22 protein-coding genes and 1 tRNA gene are annotated in these 21,779 nt (G+C 54.7%); 10 read left to right on the top strand and 13 right to left on the bottom strand.

Translation table 11 applies throughout. The annotated features are described in order from the left end of the window. Window positions 1–29 precede the first annotated feature (29 nt). From CF137_RS08420 to CF137_RS08410, 3 genes are all read left to right on the top strand, one after another. A complete protein-coding gene (locus tag CF137_RS08420) occupies window positions 30–1,427 on the top strand; it encodes a Sapep family Mn(2+)-dependent dipeptidase (protein WP_139718685.1) in 1,398 nt (465 codons plus the stop codon). A 9-nt stretch (window positions 1,428–1,436) separates the two neighbouring features. Next, window positions 1,437–3,023, top strand: coding sequence for a PTS transporter subunit EIIC (locus CF137_RS08415; RefSeq protein ID WP_139718684.1), 1,587 nt, complete (start codon window positions 1,437–1,439; stop codon window positions 3,021–3,023). A gap of 87 nt (window positions 3,024–3,110) precedes the next feature. Then, window positions 3,111–4,523: an alginate export family protein gene (locus tag CF137_RS08410; protein ID WP_139718682.1), complete on the top strand. Its 1,413-nt coding sequence runs from the start codon at window positions 3,111–3,113 to the stop codon at window positions 4,521–4,523. Between the two features lie 440 nt (window positions 4,524–4,963). Here the strand turns inward: CF137_RS08410 and CF137_RS08405 are convergent, their stop codons facing one another. Next, a complete protein-coding gene (locus CF137_RS08405; RefSeq protein ID WP_135320041.1) occupies window positions 4,964–6,289 on the bottom strand; it encodes a sigma-54 interaction domain-containing protein in 1,326 nt (441 codons plus the stop codon). A 319-nt stretch (window positions 6,290–6,608) separates the two neighbouring features. Between CF137_RS08405 and ddaH the strand changes: the two genes are divergently transcribed. Both ddaH and CF137_RS08395 read left to right on the top strand, forming a co-directional pair. Next, entirely contained in the window at window positions 6,609–7,370 is a 762-nt protein-coding gene (gene ddaH, locus CF137_RS08400) for a dimethylargininase (RefSeq protein ID WP_135320042.1), read from the top strand. A 63-nt stretch (window positions 7,371–7,433) separates the two neighbouring features. Further along, complete coding sequence (locus CF137_RS08395) at window positions 7,434–8,837, top strand: basic amino acid/polyamine antiporter (RefSeq protein WP_139718680.1); 1,404 nt, start codon at window positions 7,434–7,436, stop codon at window positions 8,835–8,837. A 443-nt stretch (window positions 8,838–9,280) separates the two neighbouring features. On the opposite strand, the gene CF137_RS08390 is transcribed toward CF137_RS08395, so the two are convergent. The 9 genes from CF137_RS08390 to CF137_RS08350 all read right to left on the bottom strand — a co-directional run bounded on the left by CF137_RS08390 (window position 9,281) and on the right by CF137_RS08350 (window position 15,611). Next, window positions 9,281–9,368 (bottom strand) — tRNA-Ser (locus CF137_RS08390). Window positions 9,369–9,545: 177 nt separating this feature from the next. Continuing rightward, complete coding sequence (locus CF137_RS08385) at window positions 9,546–10,163, bottom strand: TPM domain-containing protein (RefSeq protein WP_042019095.1); 618 nt, start codon at window positions 10,161–10,163, stop codon at window positions 9,546–9,548. Window positions 10,164–10,183: 20 nt separating this feature from the next. Then, the gene (locus tag CF137_RS08380) at window positions 10,184–10,909 is read right to left on the bottom strand and encodes a TPM domain-containing protein (protein WP_139718678.1); all 726 of its coding nucleotides are present in this window, start codon (window positions 10,907–10,909) and stop codon (window positions 10,184–10,186) included. Further along, window positions 10,906–11,496 carry a LemA family protein gene (locus tag CF137_RS08375; RefSeq protein ID WP_139718676.1) on the bottom strand — a complete coding sequence of 197 codons (591 nt, stop codon included), beginning with the start codon at window positions 11,494–11,496 and terminating at the stop codon, window positions 10,906–10,908. Before CF137_RS08375 ends, CF137_RS08380 begins: the two co-directional genes overlap by 4 nt. 94 nt (window positions 11,497–11,590) lie before the next feature. Beyond that, complete coding sequence (mepA, locus tag CF137_RS08370) at window positions 11,591–12,328, bottom strand: penicillin-insensitive murein endopeptidase (RefSeq protein WP_139718674.1); 738 nt, start codon at window positions 12,326–12,328, stop codon at window positions 11,591–11,593. Continuing rightward, window positions 12,328–13,227 (bottom strand): amino acid ABC transporter permease, encoded by a 900-nt coding sequence (locus CF137_RS08365; protein WP_139718702.1) that lies wholly within the window; start codon window positions 13,225–13,227, stop codon window positions 12,328–12,330. Before CF137_RS08365 ends, mepA begins: the two co-directional genes overlap by 1 nt. Continuing rightward, window positions 13,227–14,048 (bottom strand): transporter substrate-binding domain-containing protein, encoded by an 822-nt coding sequence (locus CF137_RS08360; protein WP_101324419.1) that lies wholly within the window; start codon window positions 14,046–14,048, stop codon window positions 13,227–13,229. Before CF137_RS08360 ends, CF137_RS08365 begins: the two co-directional genes overlap by 1 nt. A 2-nt stretch (window positions 14,049–14,050) precedes the next feature. Continuing rightward, the gene (locus tag CF137_RS08355; RefSeq protein WP_139718672.1) at window positions 14,051–14,848 is read right to left on the bottom strand and encodes an amino acid ABC transporter permease; all 798 of its coding nucleotides are present in this window, start codon (window positions 14,846–14,848) and stop codon (window positions 14,051–14,053) included. Next, window positions 14,841–15,611, bottom strand: a complete 771-nt coding sequence (locus CF137_RS08350; protein WP_101316535.1) for an amino acid ABC transporter ATP-binding protein — start codon at window positions 15,609–15,611, stop codon at window positions 14,841–14,843. Before CF137_RS08350 ends, CF137_RS08355 begins: the two co-directional genes overlap by 8 nt. A gap of 106 nt (window positions 15,612–15,717) precedes the next feature. On the opposite strand from CF137_RS08350, the gene CF137_RS08345 reads away from it, so the two are divergent. Both CF137_RS08345 and CF137_RS08340 read left to right on the top strand, forming a co-directional pair. Beyond that, the gene (locus CF137_RS08345; protein ID WP_139718671.1) at window positions 15,718–16,260 is read left to right on the top strand and encodes a hypothetical protein; all 543 of its coding nucleotides are present in this window, start codon (window positions 15,718–15,720) and stop codon (window positions 16,258–16,260) included. A gap of 216 nt (window positions 16,261–16,476) precedes the next feature. Next, window positions 16,477–16,758, top strand: a complete 282-nt coding sequence (locus tag CF137_RS08340; protein WP_162515556.1) for an RNA recognition motif domain-containing protein — start codon at window positions 16,477–16,479, stop codon at window positions 16,756–16,758. A 70-nt stretch (window positions 16,759–16,828) separates the two neighbouring features. Here CF137_RS08340 and CF137_RS08335 read toward each other — a convergent pair whose 3' ends face one another. Beyond that, a complete protein-coding gene (locus tag CF137_RS08335; protein WP_139718670.1) occupies window positions 16,829–17,728 on the bottom strand; it encodes an aldo/keto reductase in 900 nt (299 codons plus the stop codon). A 149-nt stretch (window positions 17,729–17,877) separates the two neighbouring features. Between CF137_RS08335 and CF137_RS08330 the strand changes: the two genes are divergently transcribed. The 3 genes from CF137_RS08330 to ltaE all read left to right on the top strand — a co-directional run bounded on the left by CF137_RS08330 (window position 17,878) and on the right by ltaE (window position 20,206). Further along, window positions 17,878–18,285 (top strand): helix-turn-helix domain-containing protein, encoded by a 408-nt coding sequence (locus CF137_RS08330; protein WP_098969664.1) that lies wholly within the window; start codon window positions 17,878–17,880, stop codon window positions 18,283–18,285. Window positions 18,286–18,372: 87 nt separating this feature from the next. Beyond that, complete coding sequence (locus tag CF137_RS08325) at window positions 18,373–19,074, top strand: SDR family oxidoreductase (protein ID WP_139718669.1); 702 nt, start codon at window positions 18,373–18,375, stop codon at window positions 19,072–19,074. 112 nt (window positions 19,075–19,186) lie between these two features. Continuing rightward, entirely contained in the window at window positions 19,187–20,206 is a 1,020-nt protein-coding gene (gene ltaE, locus CF137_RS08320) for a low-specificity L-threonine aldolase (RefSeq protein ID WP_139718668.1), read from the top strand. Window positions 20,207–20,296: 90 nt separating this feature from the next. Here the strand turns inward: ltaE and CF137_RS08315 are convergent, their stop codons facing one another. Together CF137_RS08315 and CF137_RS08310 are read right to left on the bottom strand one after the other, a co-directional pair. After that, a complete protein-coding gene (locus CF137_RS08315) occupies window positions 20,297–20,728 on the bottom strand; it encodes a PAS domain-containing protein (protein ID WP_162515894.1) in 432 nt (143 codons plus the stop codon). Window positions 20,729–20,736: 8 nt separating this feature from the next. Next, window positions 20,737–21,759: a response regulator gene (locus CF137_RS08310; RefSeq protein WP_139718666.1), complete on the bottom strand. Its 1,023-nt coding sequence runs from the start codon at window positions 21,757–21,759 to the stop codon at window positions 20,737–20,739. Window positions 21,760–21,779: the final 20 nt, after the last annotated feature.

Genomic DNA, 21,779 nt, shown 5'->3' with positions numbered 1-21,779 from the left:
TTTTATGAGCATTTAATGGATTTAACAGTATGGAAAGCAAGTTTTCGACGCAGATAATTGATTGCTTTGAACAGAATGTTGACGGGTTTATTAATGACTTATCTTTTCTGGTTGCTATTCCATCTATTCGTGATTTGACGACTAAATCTGAGAATGCACCTTTTGGCTTTCACATTCGACAAGCATTTGATTATTTAATTACCTTTGCTCAAAGGGAAGGTTTAGATGTTCGTGATCACCAAGGCTATGCACTTGATATTAGCTATGGCCAAGGTGATCAAGAAATTGCACTGCTGCACCATGTTGACGTAGTGCCAGCAGGTGATGAAGTATTGTGGCGTACACCGCCATATCGCATGACCGCAGTTGGTAATGTTATTTTTGGTCGAGGTGTCACAGATAACAAAGGGCCACTGATGGCCAGCTTATACATCCTCAAGTTATTTAAGCAACTGAAGGTGCCAGTCACTAAGAGAATTAGAGTCATTATTGGTGGAGCAGAAGAGACTAGTTGGGAATGTGTAGAACATTATTTTCGGCACAATCCGCAACCAGAGTATGGTTTTTCTCCCGATGGAGACTTCCCAATTGTCAATGGGGAAAAGGGAATTTTGTATGCATCGCTAGAGAAACGTTTCTCAACGAGAGAGAGTAGCAGTGCATGCCAAATTATTCGCATTGAAAGTGAGCGAGACAGAACATCTACCTGCCATCGCTTTGCGATTGAATTAGCGGGCTCTGATGCTGCAAAAGTAGCAGGTCAATTTTCTACTTTTGCTGATGTGATTGACTGCCAGTCACATTATCGTGTCGAGTTTTCGACTCCGTGGGAGAAATCCCGTAACCCGCATAAGGCTGACAACTGTGTGGACAAATTTATCAGCGTTATGCACCATGTGCAAGGATTAGACATAAACTCTAGCCACTTGGTCAATTTGCTTATTTCCCACTTTACGAATGATCATGCTGGACGAAAGTTAGGTCTATATCACCATGATGATGAAATGGGGCAAACTACTTGTTGTGTCTCTGCCATCAATATGGATTCTCATGGCTATAATTTGGATTTTGACTTTCGGTTTCCTAAAGGGCTGAGCATCGAACAAGTTCGTTCCCAATTACTAGCTTTATCCCAACAAGCTGGTGTGAATTTTATCGAGCATCAGTACTTACCTCTATCCTACCTCTCTCCCGAGAGTCCCCTTATCCAATCAATGGGGAAAGCTTATTCCGAAGTTACGGGAACTCATGCAGATTGCTTTAGCAAAGGTGGGGCTTCGTACGCACGTGCATTGAAGCATGGTGTCGTTTTTGGACCGACTTTCCCTGATGAAATGACTTTTGTGCATGAGCCTAATGAACAGCTCAACCTAGAGTCATTAATACAAGCAATAAAAATATACGTGAAAGTACTCATATCACTTTAGGAGTGGATAATGAAAGATAAGATTCAAGCACTTGCTGGAGGAATGATGGTTTCCATCATTGTACTGGTCATTGCGGGTATATTTATAGGAATAGGTGCTGGCGTTGTAAACCAAATGTCAGCTCAAGACTCTATAATTTATGCTTTCTTCAAACTGATGCTAGATCTTGGTTTGATGGTAATGCGAAACCTACCACCATTCTTTGCCATTGGTTTAGCCTTTGCTTTGTCGAAATCTGAAAAAGGCTGGGCGGCTTTTACAGGGTTTACCATGTTCATGTGTTTTAACGTAGCGATTGGTTCTATTGCTGCGTTCAACGGTTGGACACCTGAAACAACAAGTGTTGATTACCTTGTAAGCAACATGGGCTACGATAAAGTTACTGCGCAAAACTTCAACGCGCTATGGGGTGAAAATCTAGGTGTATTCTCATATAACATGGGAATCTTCAGCGGTATTATTGTTGGTTGTATTACAGCTGCATTGCACAATCGCTTCTATAAATTCGAAATGCCAGGAATGTTAAGCTTCTTTTCTGGCCCACGCGCTGTTGTGATCTTTTCTTACATTATCATCATGCCTATCAGCATTATTGGTTACTATGCTTGGCCTCCTATCGCTGGTGGATTGCAATCTATCACCACACTTATTACTACCTCTGGTCTCTTTGGTTCTTTCCTATATGGTGTATTTGACAAAGGCTTGTTGCCATTTGGTCTTCATCATCTCGTTGCATTTCCAATTGAGTATACTCGTGTTGGTGGTGTGATGGAAATTGATGGTGTGTTGTACGAAGGTGTACGTAACATCATGAATGGTCAAATGAGTTCACCAGATGCTATTGGTTATATCACGCACAACTTTACAAGTGGCCGTATCCCAATTCAGATTGGTGGTCTAACTGGTGCTGCTTACGCGATGTACGTGACAGCTAAGCCACAAAATAAGAAGAAAGTTGCGGCCATAATGATCCCTGCAGTATTTACAGCTGCGGTGATCGGTATTACTGAGCCACTAGAGTATACTTTCTTGTTTGTACAACCGTTCCTGTTCTTCGCAGTTCATGTTCCTTTAAATGGTCTTGCATACATAATTACGGAGTTTTTTGGTGTATCCATCCACGGCAATCAACTGCTATTTATGGTTCCAAATATTTTGCAGCCAGAGAAAGTGCACGCATGGGCGCTGCTATGGATTATTCCTCTGTACTTCGTCGTGTACTTCTACACATTTAAGTACCTGATTTTGAAGTTTGATTCAAAAACACCAGGCCGTGATGACAATGACGATGCAGACATCGCTCTTTACTCAAAAAATGATTTCAAGAAGAAAAAAGAACAGGTGGCTGTAGGCCTTCCGGTAGAAATCATCAAGGCACTGGGTGGAGCAGATAACATCGATAATGTATCAAATTGTGCGACTCGTTTACGCATTTCTCTATACGATGAAACCTTGGCTGCGACTGACGACGTATGGATAAAAAAGCTGAATGCCATTGGTGTAGTAAGAATGCCAAAAGGAATTCAGATCATTTATGGTGCTAACGTTATTACGATTGCATCAAGTATTAAGGAGGCATTGGGCGTAGACTCTTAACTAACTCTTTAATTAATAACGATTGAACTTTCCTGCGGTCCACACGACACAGGTGTGGACTTCTGTATCAGAAATATGGATTTCATTATGAGCTATATAACAAAAGTGTCCCTAATCTTACTTGCAGTGAGCATATCTGGTGTATTGCATGCTACCGAAGCGCCTACTTGGCCTGAGCGAAACCCAATCATTTTTTGGGGAGACCGCGCTAATGAGGATTGGAGCTACGTGGATAACCTAGAGGAAAGTAAAAAAAGTTTTTCTGAGAAGCTGAAGCGTCTCGATATTACCGACGACGGAGAATGGAAAGTATCCTTTAGCGGTAACATAAAAGTGGCTTTGGATAACCGTTGGAACCACATGTATGATTCAGATGTGCGAAAAAAAAATGATCTGCGTAGCCGCGCACAGTTTGCTACTGACGTGACCTATCAAGATTGGGCTCGTATATATGGTGAAATTCGTACCAACTACACCAATTTAGACAATCCAGGACCTGTGGATGATGCAGGTACAGATTTCCATCAATTGTTTACAGAGTTTAAATTACTGGATGATGGTGAGCAACATTTAAGCACTCGTTTGGGGCGCCAAGAGATATACTTAAACGAATGGCAGATGATGAACAGAGAACCAACACCAGTTCAATCTAGCTGGAATGCGGTGAGTGCTAAGTATAAAGTTAATGGCATTAACTTCGATGTTTACTATGGTGAAGAAATTTTCCCACTTCGTAAAGATGGTCGTTGGTCGGGAAACTGGGACGATAAAACAAATGGAAACATTTCTACTGGTATATTTGCAAATTGGCGTACGGACTATGGTGCGATGCAAGCTTATTTTATGAGTAATAATGTCACCAATCATTCATTTGTTAATGCGCCGGATGGTGATGTGGACATTCAAGTTGTGGGTTTGCATGCTCATAATTTTGTAAGCGAAGGTTTTGGCTATATGATTGATGGCGTATACCAATTTGGTGATCACGCAGGAAACGACATATCGGCATATATGGCTTACGCTGACTTGAACTATAACTGGAAAGCCGATTGGAACGTGCGAACCGGTTTAAACTTACACTATGCATCAGGTACGAGTAAGAATAGTAATGAAGTTAATACCTTTAACCCACTTTGGACCGGTGATCCACTTGGCTTCGCTCATGACGGTGCATATGGTAACGCCATGCAAGTCGGTGGCTACTCAGTGATAGAGTATATGCCAAAACAAAGCATCATTACTGGTTTCATGTCGACATGGCGTGCTGATACCGACGATGCAATCTACACATTAAACCAAGACGTATTGTTTGGAGAAAAATCTGATGAAAAGTATGCTTATACCCAGTTCTATCTGCAGTTCCATAACTATATTACTGACAACCTTAAAACAGAAGTGAACTTGTACTACGCACTGGATAGTGATTACATACGTGATGTTGTAGGTTCAAATAGCAGCAATATTTCTCGTGCTGAAATTGCCATGATTTATAACTTCTAGTTTGCAGCGTGTGTACAGATCTAGTTGGCGTTAATGGGATGGTCGCCCCTCCCAAAACGGCATCTGAGTGCCAAAGTGGGGCGTTGTTTCCCAAATCAGCCTTAAGAACGTAGCTTCCCCAGCCCCAAGTGACCACTACACTTGGGGCTTTCGAATAGGTAGGCCAAAGGGGGTCAGTCTGTTTATCGCGGTAAGTTCTCAGTAGGGACCTGGATTTGACCCCATTGTTCAATCCAAGTTGCATCGATTTAGGAAATAACGTCCTTACGCCCCCCAATATGAACTGAGCAAAGCAAGGGATCCTTTCGCGATCACTCATTTAGTGACCCCCATCAATAAAAAAGACCATCTCTGTTCTACAATAGCTAAGCCTTCAGGGACCCGGGTCAACCAAATAAGAGCCAGACCGATTGCTTAAGACACGGGACGTTGACCTCTAGCTAGCAATCTATTTTTAAACGCCTTATTCGAGAAACCAGCGTGCTACGTGCCATGCCGAGCGCCCTCGCGGTGGCCGAAACGTTACCATTTTGCGCCTGCAACGCCGCCTGGATCTGCTCTAACTCATGGGTATGCAGATGCTGGCGCAGATTGTTGACCGGCCTAGCTCTTACGGGAGCGTCGACCCCAGCATGCAGCGCGATGTGCTCAAGGCTCGCTCCACCGACATGAAGCAACAGACTTCTGCGGATGATGTTCTCCAGCTCTCGAACGTTACCATGCCATTCATGTCCTAGTAGTACCGCTTCGGCTTCCGCGCCAAGCTGCACAACCATGGGATTCAGCTCAGGAGCATGACGAGCAAGCAACTCGCGGGCAAGCAACAATACATCTACTTTACGCGCGCGCAGCGCGGGGATCTGGACGTAACCGACATTGAGCCGGTAGTAGAGGTCCTCACGCAGCCGCCCCTGATCCACCGCCTCCAGAGGCTCCTGATTTAGCGCAGCGATGAGACGCACATTGGCCAGCAGGGATTGATGGCTACCCACCGGCTGGTAACTGCCATCCTGCAATACTCGTAGCAATTTACTCTGTAACTGGATGGGCATGGAGTTGAGCTCATCGAGAAACAGGGTACCGCCATCTGCCAAAGTGAATAATCCTTTACGATTCTCCGCTCCAGTAAACGCCCCACGTACCGTGCCAAACAGAGTGCTCTCCAGCAGGGTGTCAGGGATGGCGGCACAGTTGATAGTAAACAGAGGACGGCTACCGCGCCGACTAAGTGCGTGGGCACGGCGAGCAAAGAGCTCTTTGCCTGTACCGGTTTCACCGTAAATAAGGATGGGCAGTTCGCTGGCGGCAAAGGTGTCAAGCCAAGCGATCTGCTGGCGGGTCGCGGGATCTGCGGTGACGATGCGAGGGATATCTGTTTCGTTTCCCTTCCGATTAGGCATATGGCGCAGTTGCCGACCAATTTCGATGGCGCCGAGCAGCTTGCCGGATCGCTCGCGTAGTGGCACCGCCGTGTGCAGGTAGGGAATTGTTTGCCCATTGGGCCCAATGTATGACTGACATACATCGGTGAAATGGGTACCTTGTTCAAGACACTGCAACAGAGTGCTCTCTTCACGCAGTAACCATGGGTTTAGCTCCTGCACGTGTTTACCAATCACCTCGTCGCCATCCACACCATCCATTCGAGCGCTGGCAGGGTTGTAGTAGACGAAGTGCCCCTCGGTATCGACCATAGTGGCTGGCCTGTCCAAGGTATCAAGTACTGGCCGTAGACAGGCTACCAACCAATCCAGCTTCTCGCTCATCAGCTTGCCCTTTCACTTTCACGCCTAGAAAACAATGTCACATGAGATGGCGACGATTTATTCACCAAAGATCGACATGATGCACTTACCGTCTGGGTTTGTCTTGTGTCGATATCTGGTGACATGGTGAGTTCTCATCCGATTCATCTCCATTTCTGGATTCATCCGAAGGGAAACACCACACTTTTAGGCTTTTGTGGTGGAAAGGAATGGCGTAATTATGCACTCCATCACATTACCAATAGATGTATTGGCGGCTTACTGGCATGGAAGTTGCCAATACCAGAGTGCGATTTCATTTATTTTTCAGGAGATAGTTATGTTCAAACACATCATCGCTCGTACTCCCTGTAATGGATTGGTTAATGGCATTTCTTCCAGCGATCTGGGTAAACCGGTCTACGATAAGGCTCTCGAGCAGCACAACACCTATATTCGCGCGCTACAAACCTGTGGTGTCGATATCACTATCTTGCCGCCAGCGGAGGATTTCCCTGACTCGGTGTTTGTTGAAGACCCAGCCTTGTGCACCCCTCATTGCGCCATCGTAACCCGCCCAGGAGCAGACAGCCGCCGTGATGAGGCATTGCTAATGGAGCCCGTACTGCGTCGTTTTTATCCGCATGTGGAACATATCAAGGCTCCCGGTACGCTGGATGCTGGCGATGTAATGATGGTGGGCAGCCACTTCTATATCGGCGAATCGGCACGCACCAATCCGGAAGGGACGCGCCAGCTTATCGCCATCCTCGAAAAATACGGCATGACAGGTTCAGTGGTGAAACTTGAAAAGGTGCTGCACCTTAAGACAGGTCTCGCCTATCTGGAGAACAACAACCTGCTAGCCGCAGGTGAGTTCATTACCAAACCGGAATTCCAGAAATTCAACATCATCGCCATTCCGGAAGAGGAAGCATACGCGGCCAACTGCATCTGGGTGAATAACAAGGTCATCATGCCTTCCGGCTACCCAACGACGCGCGACCGCATTGCTGCACTGGGTTATGAGGTGATTGAAGTTGACACGTCCGAGTACCGCAAGGTAGACGGCGGCGTCAGTTGCATGTCGTTACGCTTCTAACACAGCTGCTGTTGGATGCAATACGGGGCGCGTGGGCTGCGCCCCAATACAAGGAGAAGGCATATGACACAGGTAGTAGACAAGAAACTGGGTGTAGTTCCACTCACGGCACTGGTGGTGGGGGCTATCGTCGGGAGCGGCATCTTCAGCCTACCGCAAAACATGGCAGAAGGCGCTGGTGCTGGCGCTATCCTGATCGCTTGGGTGATTACTTTTGTCGGCATGCTGACACTGGCCCGTATTTTCCAATGGCTGTCGATTAATCGCTCCGATATCAACGACGGGGTATACGGCTATGCACGCAACGGATTCGGTGATTACCTCGGCTTTAATGCCGCATGGGGTTACTGGATCTCGGTGTGGGTTGGCAACGTGGGCTATCTGGTAGTGATGTTCAGTGCCCTGGGTTCATTTAAGGCATTAGGGTTCTTCGGGGATGGCAGCACCTTACCTGCCCTGTTGTGCGGCTTGCTGCTGCTGTGGACACTACACGGTTTTATCCTACGCGGCGTACAGTCTGCGAGTCTGCTCAATCTGATTGTGACCATCGCAAAAATCGTCCCGATCTGCCTGTTTGTGATGTGTGTAGCGCTGGCATTTAAGGTGAAGACTTTTAATATTGATTTTTGGGGTTCTCCCTCGCTTGGCAGCGTGAGCGAGCAGGTCAAGAACACCATGCTCTACACGGTCTGGGTCTTCCTCGGTATTGAATGTGCGACGGTTTATGCTAGTCGTGCCAAGGACATGAAAACTGTCAGCATCGCCACCATATTGGGGTTCTTCATTACTATGCTGCTGCTGGTGTGTGTTTCGGTGCTATCGCTCGGCGTATTATCACAAGCAGAGCTCGCCACTATGAAAAATCCCTCGATGGCAGCAGTACTGGAACACGCCGTAGGCCCATGGGGCGGTATACTGATCAATATCGGCTTGGTCCTTTCAGTTGCCGGCGCCCTGCTGGCCTGGATGTTGATCTCATCCGAGATGCTCTATCTGGCAGCGAGAGGTGAGCGACACACAGCCCCCGCCTATTTTGGCCGTCTCAATGCGAAAGGAACACCGGCTAATGCACTATGGCTGACCAACGGCCTGGTCTCCCTGTTTTTGATCATCAATCACCTCAATAACGCAGGCTACAATCTGCTCATCCAGCTGGCATCTGCCATGGCACTCATTCCCTATCTGCTCTGTGCCGCGTTCAGCCTCAAACTAGCTTGGTCTTCGCCCATCAAGTGCACAGGACTGCTACTGACGGCGGCGCTGGGCACAATATATGGTGGCTGGCTTATCTATGCTGGCGGTATGAAATATCTACTACTGTCGATGGTTCTGTATGCCTTGGGGTTGCCATTTTACCTGCGTGCACGTCATGAATGTCGCCTGTCCCCATTTTCCGGATGGAGTGACGTGGTACTGGCTGTAATAGTCACCCTTTTAGCGGGTATCGCAACTTGGTCACTGGCATAAGATCGGCTCATGAACAGGAACTTTAGCGGCAACCAATTGAAATATATTAAAAAGGCTTCTTTTGTGATCTGATTTTATCGCTAAACAAAACCGCCACGCCCGAAGCCATGACAATTATCCACGCCAACGAAAACTATTACGACTCTTTGATCAAGAAGATAGCCGAAGCTCGTCGGAAATTCGGTTCACGTGTGGCGTTCCCAGAAACACCGCCAGCACTGGAGAAGTTTAACTTTAACCAGAACAAGCCCAATTCTAATGATGAGTAAACATCTCCTCAGTTAATCTACTGAGTTAGCACCACTGTGAAGCATCAACCAGATTGTCCAACGGGGTACGAGATAGTTCCATACCAGCCAACATCAGATGGCATAGTGAATGGCATATCAAAAAACGCTCATAAAGAAAAAGCCCAAGCAATTCAATTGCTTGGGCTTAACATTTGGCGGTGAGGGAGGGATTCGAACCCTCGATACGTTGCCGTATACACACTTTCCAGGCGTGCTCCTTCAGCCACTCGGACACCTCACCAAATTTTGGTCTGTGGTTTAACGTGTTCAGCCAACACGCTGTTCGCTGCGCTGTTGCGCTGGAACGGGACGTAATTTAGGGGAAAGGGCTGTGTGGGTCAACCTCTTTTCCCCTTATTTTTCATAATCTTTTCCGAATGCTTAACCCTTGTGCAGAATGTCGGTTTTTTAAACCAGATCAGGGCTTGTCGAGGATGATCAGACTGTCCGGCAGCTCGTTTTGATCCCGGGTGGCCGGGAAGGCATCGGTCAGAATGGCGCTGACGCGCGCCACGCACTCCAGAAAACCCTGCTCGATCTCCTTGTTGCGCACTCGCGCCACGAAGTCGTCGATGATCTCCTGCCACTGGCCATTGTCGATATGCTGGGCGATGCCGTCATCCACCAGTATTTCTACATAGTGCTCGGCGGCCGAGACGAAGATCAGCACTCCGAGTCGATCGCGGGTGCGGTGCAGCCCCTGCTCGACAAATTGCAGGCGGGCCATCAGTGCTGCCCGGTGCTGGCTGACCTTCTTCGGGATCAGCCGCATCTTGATGGGCGTCCAGTGGAACAGCAGGCTGAGCAGCAGCCAGACCGACCACTGCACCAGCAGGATCTCGTACCAGCCGAGCCAGAAACCGAGCTGGAACACCAGCAGTGGGGTAAGCATGGCCAGCAGCGCGGCCCAGAGGGTCGGAATGTAGCGATAGCCATCGCTGGCCGGGGCCAGCACGGTGACCAGCTCGGCATCAGTCTCTAGCTCCGCCTCGCGAACCTTGGCCTGAAGCGTGTGGAAGAACTGTTTAGAAATCATGATTTGTCTCTTTACTCCTGTTACCAGCCACCGGAGGCACCACCGCCACCAAAACTGCCACCACCACCGCTGAATCCGCCACCACCAAAACTGCCACCTGAGGAACCGGCACCAAAGCCGCCGGCCGTGTAGGCTGCCCGACGGCGTCTGCCGGACCCACCACCGCCCCCGCGCAGGTTATGGAGCACGATCATCGCAATCACCATCAGAACAAACAGCCAGAACCCGCCGAATTTGTCATCTTTTGGTTGATCGACCGGCTGATACTCTCCGGCCAGCGCCTTCATGATGCTCTGGCTACCCGCCATGATCCCAGCCACCATATCGCCGCGTTTGAAGGCAGGCAGGATGCGACCATGGATGATGTTGGCGGCGATGGCGTCGGGCAGGGCGCCCTCCAGCCCGTATCCCACCTCGATCCGCACCTTGCGTTCATCCTGGGCGATCAGCAACAGCACGCCGTTGTTCTTGCCTTTCTGGCCGATCCCCCAGTGGCGACCGAGCTGGTAGCCATACTCCTCGATGATCTCCCCATCGAGGCTGTCGATGGAGACCACCACCAGCTGGATACCGCTGCGTTTTTCAAAGGCAGCCAGCTGCTGGGTCAGCTGATGGGCCTGTTTGCGGGACATCAGCGCCGCCTCGTCCACCACCCGTCCGCTCAAGGCTGGAAAGTCTGGCGCGGCCTGCAGCGCCGCCGTCCAGAGCAGCAAAAAAGGGAGCAGTGCACGCAGTATCATCTTCATTGGAAGCTGACCTTGGGTGCCTCATCGGCGCCGGGCTTGGCACTGAAACTGGGTTTGGTTGCCAGATCCGAGTAGAGCAACTTGGACCAGATGACGCCGGGGAAGGTGCGGATCTCGGTATTGAACTGACGCACCGCCTCGATATAGTCGCGGCGGGCCACCGAGATGCGGTTTTCGGTCCCTTCCAGCTGGGCTTGCAGGGTCAGGAACTGCTGATCCGCCTTGAGGTCTGGGTAACGCTCTACCACCACCATCAGGCGGGAGAGGGCGCTGGAGAGCTGGTTCTGCGCCGCTTCAAACTCCTTGAGTTGAGCAGGATCGCTCACCTGCACGCTGCCGACCCGGGCGCGGGCATCGGTGACCGCTTTGAGGGTATCCTGCTCATGGCTGGCGTAACCCTTGACGGTGGCCACCAGATTGGGAATGAGATCGGCCCGGCGCTGATACTGGTTCTCCACCTGCCCCCAGCTTGCCTTGACCTGTTCATCCAGGGTCGGAATGTTGTTCATGCCGCAGCCGGTCAGGCCGAGCAGCAGAGTCAGGGTCAACAGGCTCTGCGTGGTTTTGCGCCAGAGTGATGTGGCCATCTTGTTGTTCTCCTTTGAAATGTCGAGCGGATAGAGCACGACCACTGGGTCGGCCGTGCGCGACCAAATAGCGCACCACCATACCAGCTTGGGGTCAGTTGCCACAACGCGCAGGTAGTTCAGGTCGCTTGTTGATGCCGGATACCTTGGGCAGCTGGGGTTTGTCTTTGAGCCAGGAGGTGAGCTCCTCGCCACAGCCATTGCCGGGAGGAATGGGGGCCTGGGACTCGCAATCGGCGCTGCCAACCGGACAGCGCAGCCGCACATGGAAGTGGCTGAAGTGGCCGACCCAGGGGCGCAGCTTGGCGACCCAGGGCTCAGCGCCCGCTTGCTTGCAGACTTCGGCCTTGATCACCGGATTGACGAAGATGCGGGCCACATCGGGTTTGCTGGCGGCCAGCCGTAGCAGGGTGAGCTGTTGCGTGCCAAAGCGCCCCGGCAACATCTTGTAGCTGGGTTCGTCGATCAGTGCCCACTCTTTGGGGGCATCCTGTTCCCACTTGCTGATGGGGCGGTTGGCCATGCGAAACCAGATATCGGCATCAAGGCCAGTCTGGTGGCTGCGATGGCCGGAAGTAAAGGGGCCGCCGTGGGCCATCGCCAGATCGGCGATGTAGAGATCCGGCAGCCCGGCCATGCGGGTCTGGTTGGCCAGCGCCTGCAGATAGTGGATAAGGTCCGGGTGGCCGTAGTAGCGCAGCCGCTTGGTGCGGATCACCTGATAACCGGGCCCTTCCAAGGGCAGGGATACGCCGTTTTTCAGACAACCGGCGGCATAACCGCCGATGGCTTCCGCTTGCAATACGGTCGCCAGCAACAGGGACGTCAGCATCAGTGGGCTCCTTGTCTTGATTCGAGTCGGCTCAGCAGCACGAACAGACTCAAACATATCAATAAATAGGCCGCCGCCACCAGCAGCCAGATCTCGTACACCAGTCCGCTGGAGTTGGCCATCTCGGTACCGACGAAGGTGAGCTCCTGAACCGAGATAAGCGAAACGATGGCGGTATCCTTCACCAGCGCGATGAGCTGGCCGGTGAGGGGGGGCAGCATCAGCAGCATGGCTTGCGGCAGGATCACCCGGCGCAGCCGCACCCAGGGGGAGAGTCCGAGGCTCTGCGCCGCCTCCCACTGGCCACGGGGGATTGCGGCCAGCCCGGCGCGGACGATCTCGGCGACGAAGGCGGCGCTGATCATCCCGACACAGAGGGTGCCAGAGATGAGATTCTCCCAGCGGGCAGGTGGGCCAAACAGCGCCTCTTGCCACGGGGAGAGTGAAACGGTGCCGAGCCAGCGGGAGAGGCCGCTCGCGGGCAGCAGCTGGTTGGCGATAAAAAAGTAGAAGATGAAGATAAAGACCAGTGGTGGCAGATTGCGGATCAGCTGGATAAACAGGGTCGCGGGCATCACCAGCCAGGGGCTGCGGCTGAAGGCGGCTACCCCCAACGCAGTGCCGAGCAGCAGCGCCAGCACCATGCCGAGCAGGGCGATGCGCAAGGTGGTGAACAGACCGCTAAAAAAGTAGGGCAGCTCGCCGTGAGGGCCGGGGGTGAACAGCAGATCGAAGGCCTGATGCCAGCGCCACTGATAGGCAACCCCGATGTGCAAGCGGCTGGCCAGCCAGAGGCCAGCCAGCAGCAGGAACAGGGCGATCACCCCATCCAGCCAGTTAATGTTGTGAAATGGCTTCCAGACTATGCGCCGGATGGTCTGTTTGAGGGCCATCAGCATCAGGGATTGGCGACCTGCGCTTCCCACGCCAGTGACTTGAACCAGTAGTCATGGCGCGCCTTGAGCCAGCCATCGGCCTGACGGGCGGCGATCCACTCGTTGAACTCTTCCGCTAACGCATCATCCCCTTTGCGCAAGGCAAAGCCTTCATCGCCTTGTGCCAACGGCTCGGCAAACGGCATAAAGAGGGCATCGGGGTGGCGCAGCGCTTCTTGCTCCGGTTTCGGGGAGGAGGAGAGGGCACCGTGGGCGCGGCCGTTCAGCACCTCCTGAAATACCTGTGACTCGTCATCAAACTGGCGCAGGGTGGCCTTGGGGAAGTGCTCTTTTGCTACCTGTACCGGTGAGGCGCCACGACGTACCGCCAGGATCACCCCGCGCTGGTTGAAGTCCGCGATGGTTTTCTTCGCTTGGGCTTGTGTACTGGAGGCGGCCAGCTGCACCCCGGAGTGGGAGTAGGCCTGGGTGAAGCGCACGCTCTTCTCCCGCTCGGGGGTGATGGTGAGGCCGCCGATGATGACGTCATACTTTTTTGCCAGCAGGGAGGGGATGATGCCATCCCAAGCGGTAGGGACGAACTCCACCTGCCAGCCGTTGTCGGTGGCGAGGCGACGGGCCACGTCAATCTCGAAACCAATCAAGGCCCCTTGCTTGTCGCGCATCGCCCAGGGGGCGAAGGTGGACATGCCGACCCGCAGGGTACCGCTCTGCTCGATCTGTGACAGGGTCGCCGATGTTTCTTCTGCCTGGACAGGGGTCACCAGGGCGGCAGTAAACAGCAGGGCTGCGCCCGACAGGGCGGTCTTGAATGATAAATTCATGGTTAGCGTCCTTGTTGGTCCGGATTCAGGTGACGTGCCAGCGCCCGTGAACAGGCGGACAGCGTCAGGGTTAACAGCAAATAGAGGGCGGCCACGGTAAACCACACCTCAAAGGTCAGAAACGTATCGGCAACCAGAGTACGCCCTTCGTTGGTCAGATCGAAGATGGCGATCACACTCACCAGCGCCGAATGTTTGATTAGGGAGACCAGCTCGTTGGTGAGCGGCGGCAAGGTGATGCGCACCAGCTGCGGCAGGATCACCTTGCGCAGGGTGGCTGCCCGTGACAAGCCGAGCGACTGGGCCGCCTCCCACTGTCCTTTGGGAATGGCCTGTACTCCTGCGCGCAACACTTCGGCAGTGAAGGCTCCCTGATAGAGGGAGAGGCTCCACACGGCGCAGGCAAGGGGGGCTAATCCCAGCATGGGGCCCAACAGAAAGTAGAGAATATAGAGCTGCACCAGTTGGGGCGTGGTGCGCACCAGCGCCAGATAGGCGATGGCGAGCCAGGGGCCGAGACGGGAGGGGAGCAGCCGCAGGCTGACCACGCAGACCCCGACCGCCAGGGTGCCCAGTAGACTGAGCAGCGCCACCTGCAGGGTGACCAGCAGGCCGTTTAGCAGGGGGCCGGCATAAAAGGTTCCCTCATCCCACTCACCGAGAAAGGGCAACACCCGTGGCCACTGCCACTCATAGCCCATCTGGCGAGCGCCGCTATAGAGCGCCCAGCCGAGTAGCGCAGAGAGCACCACAGTGCCTGACAGCCAGCCAAGCAGGCGGGGGCATTTGAGCCTAGCCATGATAGCTGAGCACCTGTTCGAGGAAGGCTTGGGTGCGCGGCTGCTGCGGTGCGCTGAACAGCTGGGCGGGCGGGGCCGATTCGATGATCTTGCCCTCATCCATAAAGAGCACCCGATCCGCCACCTGACGGGCAAAGCCCATCTCGTGGGTGACGCAGATCAGGGTCATCCCCTCGTCAGCCAGCTCGCGGATCACATCGAGCACTTCGCGGATCATCTCGGGGTCGAGGGCGGAGGTGGGCTCGTCAAACAGCATCAGCTCAGGTTGCATGCAAAGGGAGCGAGCGATAGCCACCCGCTGCTGCTGTCCGCCGGAGAGCTGGTGGGGGTACTTGTCGGCCTGCGCCTGAATGCGCACCCGCTCGAGCAGCCCGAGCGCCCGGGCCTTGGCCTCCTGGGGTCGCAATCCCAGGGTATGCACCGGCGCCACCATCAGGTTTTCCAGCACCGTCATATGGGGGAAGAGGTTGAACTGCTGAAATACCATGCCGACCCGACCTTGCAGGCGGCGCAGGTAGGCGGGAGTCACCGGCTCGCCAAACAGGCACAGCTGGCCGCCGTCGATCCCCTCCAGCCCGTTGATGGTGCGGATCAGCGTCGATTTACCCGAGCCTGACGGGCCACAGATAACCCACTTCTCTCCCCGTTCAATGGTGAGATCAATGTGATGAAGAGCCTGAAAGTCGCCATAGAATTTGTCGACGCCACAAAAGCGCACACAGGGTTGCGAGCTGGTCAAGAAGCGGGTTCCACTGAGAATCATTTACGCCATGGTATTGATTTTATAGGGGGATGACAAAGAAAACCCCCTTGTCAGTATCCTGATGCCTATTCACAATGGCGCCATTTCGTGATGACAGGAGCTTTTCATGCGTATTACATCCTTGCTTGCCGGTTCGCAGGTGCAGCTGTTGATGCCGCCCGCGGTTCGCTATCGCTGCGTCATTTTTCTGCTGTTACTGGTGAGTTGGGGCGTGGTGGCCGCCTCCTTGTGGGATGGTTGGGGCGCCATGGCACTGCTCAACTGGGTGGGGGTGGTCTTTGGTGGCATCACCGGGATCATGGTGTCGCTGCCTCGCAGCTGGCAGCCCTGGCGACTGGCGGAGCTGGGGTGGGATGAACAGCATATCTATCTGCTCAATGGCAACAAGGATGAGGCACTGGCGCTGCCCCGCAGTCAGCTGGTGGCACTCGAGCGGGAGCGGCGAGTGGGCCACGATGGTCAGTGGCTCGATTTCAGCCTTGATCTGCAACTGAGTGAAGAGGAGCTGGCGGCGGCTATGGCCTTGCTGGATCTCAAGGCGGAGGAACTTCATCTGGTGAGCCCGTCGGTCTATCGCTTCGGCTTTAAACGGACCTGGCACGGTCGCCGGATGCTGGCGCAGCGATTGTCAGATCTGCAATCGGCCTGAATCGACTATTTTCTCGACAATTCCTGGCAAAGCTCAGATACTGCCAGTGACTCGAATTGATCTTGTCTGCACTGTTAACCCAAGAGATCAATCACTTGAAGACAGTGCAGTGAGGGCCACGGCATGACGCCATGGCAGGTCCGGCAGAGGGGTTGTGCCCTTACCGTTATGCCGGGAATTGCATAGAGAAGGCACCTTGAATCGAGAGTGGATGGCATGAAGATTTACGTAGGAAATCTGTCGTACCGGATGACGGCCGACGAACTGAAAACCCTGTTCAGCCAGTTTGGACAGGTCGAGAAGGTTGATATCATCATCGACCGCGATACCGGCCAGTCAAAGGGGTTTGGTTTTATTGAAATGCCGGTCAATGGTGATGCCGAAAAGGCCATCGCTGGTCTGCATGGCACGGAAGTCGGTGGCCGTACCATCACCGTCAACCAGGCCAAACCGAAGACAGATGCTCCCCGTGGACGCCCGCAACAGCGCCACCGCTAAGGTGCCTTTGCAATGAAAAACGGCATGGGTTTCCCCATGCCGTTTTTGTTTCTGGACGTTTTTGTTTGTATCAGGGGACGTCGTAACCGAGCGCCGCCTTGCGGATGCGGAACCACTGCTGGCGGTTGAGCTCGATGGATTCGGCGGCCACGGCGGCGGCAATTCGTTCCCGCTTGCCGGAGCCAATCAATGGCAGCGGCTGGCTCGGCAGCATCATCACCCAGGCGTAGACCACCTGCTCGATAGTCTGGGCGCCCACCTCGTGGCGGATCTGCTCCAGCTCGGCGCGCAGCGGCGCACAGGCGTCATCGCTGAACAGTCGGCCGCCGCCGAGGCATGACCAGGCCATCGGCTTGATACCGAGTTGCTGGCACTGATCCAGGGTGCCATCGAGCGTCCCGTCCTGATGCAGCGGCGAGATCTCCAGCTGGTTGGTGACCAGCGGGAAGGGGAGGCGCGATTGCAGCAGCTCGAACTGGCGGGCAGTGAAGTTCGATACCCCGGCGTGCTTGATCTTGCCCGCCTGTTTCAGGGTGATAAAGGCGTCGGCCACTTCATCGGCGTTCATCAGGGGATCGGGGCGGTGGATCAGCAGCAGGTCCAGATGGTCGGTGCCGAGCTTGCGCAGTGAGGCCTCGGCGCTGGCGATGATATGGTCCTTGCCGGTGTTGTAGTGGTTGAGGGCATGCTCCGGTTTGGCGGTGAGGGCGATGCCGCACTTGCTGACGATCTCCATCCGCTCGCGCAGGGAAGGTTCGAGGCGCAGGGCGTGGCCAAAGGCCTCTTCGCACTGATAGCCGCCATAGATATCGGCGTGATCTATGGTGGTGACCCCCAGATCCAGATGATATTTCATCAGGTCGAGCAGGGCGGCCGGGGAGAGCTGCCACTCCATCAGGCGCCAGTAACCCATGATGAGGCGAGAGAAGGTGGGGCCTTGCGGGTGCAGGGCGACACGGGATACAGACATGGTTGACTCCTTGACAAACGAGATGCGAAAACGATGTGCAACATAGATAACTGCGGGCATCTTGGCCTCATGTGGCTGGCAAAGCAATAATGGGCAGTGGCATGATTCGAACTTTGGTTCTGACCGGAGAGAGTGAGGGAGAGAGTTAGATGGAAGGATTTGCCGAGCGCTTGCAGAGCCTGATCGGGGAGATGAGCGTGAGTGCTTTTGCCCGCAAGGTGGGGCTCAGTGAAGCGCTGATCCGCAAATATTTGAAAGGGGCCGAGCCCGGCCTGGCGCGGGCCAACCAGATCGCCATGGGGGCCAACTGCTCGCTGGAGTGGCTGGCAACCGGCTGCGGTTATCTCTACCGTCAGGCGGAAGTGGTGGACAGAGAGGCGCTGGCGGCAGCGCAGCAACTGCTGAGCGAGCAGCAACCCGGGGTAGGGTTGCCCGATGAGGAGGCGCTGGTCACCCTGCTCGCCTATTACCAGTTTTTGCGTACCCACAAGAAAGCGGACGGTTTTCTCGATCTGGCGTTGGCGCGGGAGTTTGGCCGTCATCTGGGGGAAGCGTGATGAGGGGCGTATTACCCTTTGGTCGTGTCACGGCCGGTTGATTATTCTGATACGCTCTAGGCAAGATAATTCTCCATGGAATGGGCGATGAGCTACTTGATCCTCGGAAGCGGTGCGCTGGGCTCGGCGTTGGCAAGAGAGCTGATGGCAAGGGGGGAGTCCTTCCTGCTGGCCGGGCGCACCTATCCAAAAGGGATCGAGATGGGGGCTTTCTTCCCGCTGCAAGAGGTCGATGCCATCTCGTTCGATGCCCTGTTTACCCTCTACGATACCGATCCGCTCCCCACTGTGGTCATCAACACCATCGGCGTGTTGCACGATGTCAGCTTTATGCCGGAGCGGCGGGTTGAAGAGGTGCACCCCAAGTGGCTGTGCGACAGCCTGCTGGCCAATGCCTGGCCAACGCTGGCGCTGGCTGCCCGCTTCAGCCGGTTGATGGGGAATGACCACCCGCTGTGGCTCTGCGCCATCTCCGATCAGGCAGGCTCCATCGCCGCCAATCAGGAAGGGGGGCGTTACAGCTACCGGATGAGCAAGGCGGCCCTCGACATGGGGGTGAAAACCCTGGCACTTGAGTGGGCGCAGCGTTTCCCGCAAGCGGGGGTGGTGGCGGTGGCGCCCGGCTTGATGGACTCTCCGATGAACACCCCCTTTCTGAGCGAGTTGCCTGCGGAACAATTGCAGGAGCCTGCCGAGGTGGCGGTGAAACTGCTCAATCTCATCAAGGGGTTATCGTTGACTCAATCGGGCCAGCTACTGGATCTCAACGGTCAGCTGCTGCCCTGGTAAATCCCGCCTGCGGGTTCCCCGGACGCCCATTTGCTTCACATTCTGCTTATGCGCCCCTTGCCAAGCGAGGGGCGCATGGCTAACGTCACTCTCCTGTTTCAGGAGGGATCTCATGCGCTATATCGATTTACGAAGTGACACCGTCACCCAGCCTACTGATGCCATGCGTCAGGCCATGCTCCACGCCGAAGTCGGTGACGATGTCTATGGTGAAGATCCGGGCGTCAACGCGCTGGAGGCCCACGGGGCCAGATTGCTGGGCAAACAGGCGGCGCTGTTTGTGCCATCGGGCACCATGTCCAATCTGCTGGCGGTGATGAGCCACTGTCAGCGCGGTGAGGGGGCCATACTGGGATCCGCCGCTCACATCTATCGCTATGAAGCGCAGGGGAGTGCCGTGCTGGGCTCCGTGGCCTTGCAACCCTTGCCGATGCAGCGTGACGGCACGCTGGCATTCGATGATATCAAGGCCGCGCTGGCCCCTGATGATGCCCATTTCGTCCAGACTCGCCTTATCTGCCTTGAGAACACCCACAACGGCAAGGTGCTGCCGCTCTCCTATCTGCAGAAGATGGGGGCATTCGTTGCCGAGCGTGGCTTGAAGCTCCATCTCGATGGCGCCCGGCTTTTTAACGCCGCCGTGGCCAGCGAGACCCCGGTCGAGGTGATCGCCGCGCCGTTTGACAGTATCTCGATCTGCCTCTCCAAGGGGCTGGGCGCACCGGTTGGTTCGCTGCTGGTGGGTAGTCACGACTTCATCGCCCGTGCGCGCCGCCTGCGCAAGATGCTGGGGGGCGGCATGCGCCAGGCTGGCATTCTGGCGCAAGCCGGTCTGTTTGCCCTCGAGCAACATGTAACCCGTCTGGCCGATGATCACCGCCGTGCCAAGCGGCTGGCCGAAGGGCTGGCGGCACTGCCGGGCATCGAGCTCGACCTATCGCTGGTGCAGAGCAACATGGTGTTCCTGCGGCTGCGTGAGGGGGAATCCGCCCCTCTGCTCGCCTTTATGAAGGAGCGGGGGATCCTCTTCTCCGGTTACGGTGAGCTGCGGCTGGTGACTCATCTGCAGATCAACGATGACGATATCGAAGAGGTGATCGATGCCTTCACCGAGTATCTCGGCGCGCGTTGAGACTGCTTGGTGATGTAGACGTTATACCGAGACTTGTTTATACCGAAATAACAGAGGGCGCCGCGGCGCCCTCTGTTATTTGCAGCAGACTTAAGCCTGTCGCTGGCCGCTCATCAGCATAGCTTCATCGGTGGCGTCGTAGATCATCACCGCTATGTGGGTCACCTGACCGCCGAAATCGGCCAGTGGCACCAGCGTTAAGTTCTGGAACATGTGGGGGGCCGAGCCGGTAATGGGGCGATAGTTGGAGAAACGCAGCAGATAGGGCTTCTGCTCCCAGGTGCTGAAGGCGCGGTTGTTGAGCTTGAAGACCATGTTGGCCTTGCGCTCGAACCAGGCTCTGTCCACATCGGGGAACAGTTCGAACAGCACGCCGTCGCGCACTTCACCGGCCAGTCGGCCGCTGTGGCTCTCCATAAAGCCGTTCCACACCTGCACCTTGTACTCCTTGTCGAGCACCAGCAAACCGACGTCCAGGTTTTGGACTATGTTCATCAGCCAATGAAATTCACGGATTTCCATAGTCACTCCTAGAGCATGTGCATGATTTTGTTGTTCATGGTGGCGATGGAATCTTCGGTAAACAGCAGCAGCAGATCACACTGCACCGCGTAATCCTGGATCCGGTAGTTGATCTCGATGGCGAGCGTGCGGCGCCAGCGACTCTTGTTGGTATTGATCAGCTCGTTGATGGATCTGTGCTGGCCAAGGACCACAGGGTGGCCCTGACTGAAGGGGGTATCTAGCTGATTGGCGTAGCCGCGCAGGAAGGCGCCGATCAGCACGTTGGCGGTATCCATCAGCAGTTCGAGTTCGGCGGTGCGATCCAGCGCGCCCGGATGGTTCATCAGCTTGGCCAGATCCTGAAAACTGGCGTCATGGAACAGCACGAGCGCCTCGCCAGCAATCCCTGCGCCGATAAACCCCTGACAGACGGCAGAGAGGGTGTCAGAATCTGCGGCAGCCGAGAGGGCCATGTGCAGCTCGGAGACCTCCAGCACGTTGACGTTGGGGATGGGCAGTACCACGAAGGCGTTGAGCAGACGGGCCAGTAAGTCGGCCGCCTGACCCATGGAGACGTTGGCCAGCTCCTGATAGACGTCACGAATCTCCGGGGTGATGATGACACCCGCATCGGCGATCACCCCGCTTGGCAACGACTCGGCTGCGCTCGGCTGGCCGCTCAGGACTGCGCTCCAGAAGCCATGCTTTTTGAGCAGGGCGAGCAGGGTGTCAGGGGCGGCAGGCTTCTTGATGAAATCGAGCGCCCCCAGCCCCATGACCCGCTGATAGGCTTCCGGCTGGATGTCGCCGGAGACCACGATCACCTTGTTGCGTAGCCCCTCCCGTTTGAGGGTCTCCAGCACGCCGTAACCGTCCATCTCAGGCATGGTGAGATCGAGAAAGATGAGATCGCCATGACCCATCAGTACCTGTTCGATCCCTTCGAGACCATTGGCCGCGTAGTGCAAATCGACTTTCCAGTCGGCGGGGAGTGCCCGCGCCAGCTGTTTGCGGGCGAACCCGGAGTCATCACATATCAATACATTCATGGCGTTAGGCAGGCTCTGTT

The organism is Aeromonas sobria (assembly GCF_006243315.1).
GTDB classification, from domain to species: domain Bacteria; phylum Pseudomonadota; class Gammaproteobacteria; order Enterobacterales; family Aeromonadaceae; genus Aeromonas; species Aeromonas sobria_A.
Note: the sequence above shows the minus strand (reverse complement) of the source record. Positions and strands in the feature narration are given on the sequence as shown.

Excerpts from the sequence above, each read along its gene's own strand:
- ltaE (WP_139718668.1), top strand. The coding sequence starts at position 19,187 with ATGCGCTATATCGATTTACGAAGTGACACCGTCACCCAGCCTACTGAT.
- CF137_RS08355 (WP_139718672.1), bottom strand. The coding sequence starts at position 14,848 with ATGGCTAGGCTCAAATGCCCCCGCCTGCTTGGCTGGCTGTCAGGCACT.
- CF137_RS08335 (WP_139718670.1), bottom strand. The coding sequence starts at position 17,728 with ATGTCTGTATCCCGTGTCGCCCTGCACCCGCAAGGCCCCACCTTCTCT.
- CF137_RS08325 (WP_139718669.1), top strand. The coding sequence starts at position 18,373 with ATGAGCTACTTGATCCTCGGAAGCGGTGCGCTGGGCTCGGCGTTGGCA.
- CF137_RS08365 (WP_139718702.1), bottom strand. The coding sequence starts at position 13,227 with ATGCTGATGGCCCTCAAACAGACCATCCGGCGCATAGTCTGGAAGCCA.
- CF137_RS08340 (WP_162515556.1), top strand. The coding sequence starts at position 16,477 with ATGAAGATTTACGTAGGAAATCTGTCGTACCGGATGACGGCCGACGAA.
- CF137_RS08350 (WP_101316535.1), bottom strand. The coding sequence starts at position 15,611 with ATGATTCTCAGTGGAACCCGCTTCTTGACCAGCTCGCAACCCTGTGTG.
- CF137_RS08380 (WP_139718678.1), bottom strand. The coding sequence starts at position 10,909 with ATGAAGATGATACTGCGTGCACTGCTCCCTTTTTTGCTGCTCTGGACG.
- CF137_RS08315 (WP_162515894.1), bottom strand. The coding sequence starts at position 20,728 with ATGGAAATCCGTGAATTTCATTGGCTGATGAACATAGTCCAAAACCTG.
- CF137_RS08330 (WP_098969664.1), top strand. The coding sequence starts at position 17,878 with ATGGAAGGATTTGCCGAGCGCTTGCAGAGCCTGATCGGGGAGATGAGC.
- ddaH (WP_135320042.1), top strand. The coding sequence starts at position 6,609 with ATGTTCAAACACATCATCGCTCGTACTCCCTGTAATGGATTGGTTAAT.
- CF137_RS08310 (WP_139718666.1), bottom strand. The coding sequence starts at position 21,759 with ATGAATGTATTGATATGTGATGACTCCGGGTTCGCCCGCAAACAGCTG.
- CF137_RS08395 (WP_139718680.1), top strand. The coding sequence starts at position 7,434 with ATGACACAGGTAGTAGACAAGAAACTGGGTGTAGTTCCACTCACGGCA.
- CF137_RS08360 (WP_101324419.1), bottom strand. The coding sequence starts at position 14,048 with ATGAATTTATCATTCAAGACCGCCCTGTCGGGCGCAGCCCTGCTGTTT.
- CF137_RS08405 (WP_135320041.1), bottom strand. The coding sequence starts at position 6,289 with ATGAGCGAGAAGCTGGATTGGTTGGTAGCCTGTCTACGGCCAGTACTT.
- CF137_RS08345 (WP_139718671.1), top strand. The coding sequence starts at position 15,718 with ATGCGTATTACATCCTTGCTTGCCGGTTCGCAGGTGCAGCTGTTGATG.
- CF137_RS08410 (WP_139718682.1), top strand. The coding sequence starts at position 3,111 with ATGAGCTATATAACAAAAGTGTCCCTAATCTTACTTGCAGTGAGCATA.
- CF137_RS08415 (WP_139718684.1), top strand. The coding sequence starts at position 1,437 with ATGAAAGATAAGATTCAAGCACTTGCTGGAGGAATGATGGTTTCCATC.
- CF137_RS08375 (WP_139718676.1), bottom strand. The coding sequence starts at position 11,496 with ATGGCCACATCACTCTGGCGCAAAACCACGCAGAGCCTGTTGACCCTG.
- CF137_RS08420 (WP_139718685.1), top strand. The coding sequence starts at position 30 with ATGGAAAGCAAGTTTTCGACGCAGATAATTGATTGCTTTGAACAGAAT.
- mepA (WP_139718674.1), bottom strand. The coding sequence starts at position 12,328 with ATGCTGACGTCCCTGTTGCTGGCGACCGTATTGCAAGCGGAAGCCATC.
- CF137_RS08385 (WP_042019095.1), bottom strand. The coding sequence starts at position 10,163 with ATGATTTCTAAACAGTTCTTCCACACGCTTCAGGCCAAGGTTCGCGAG.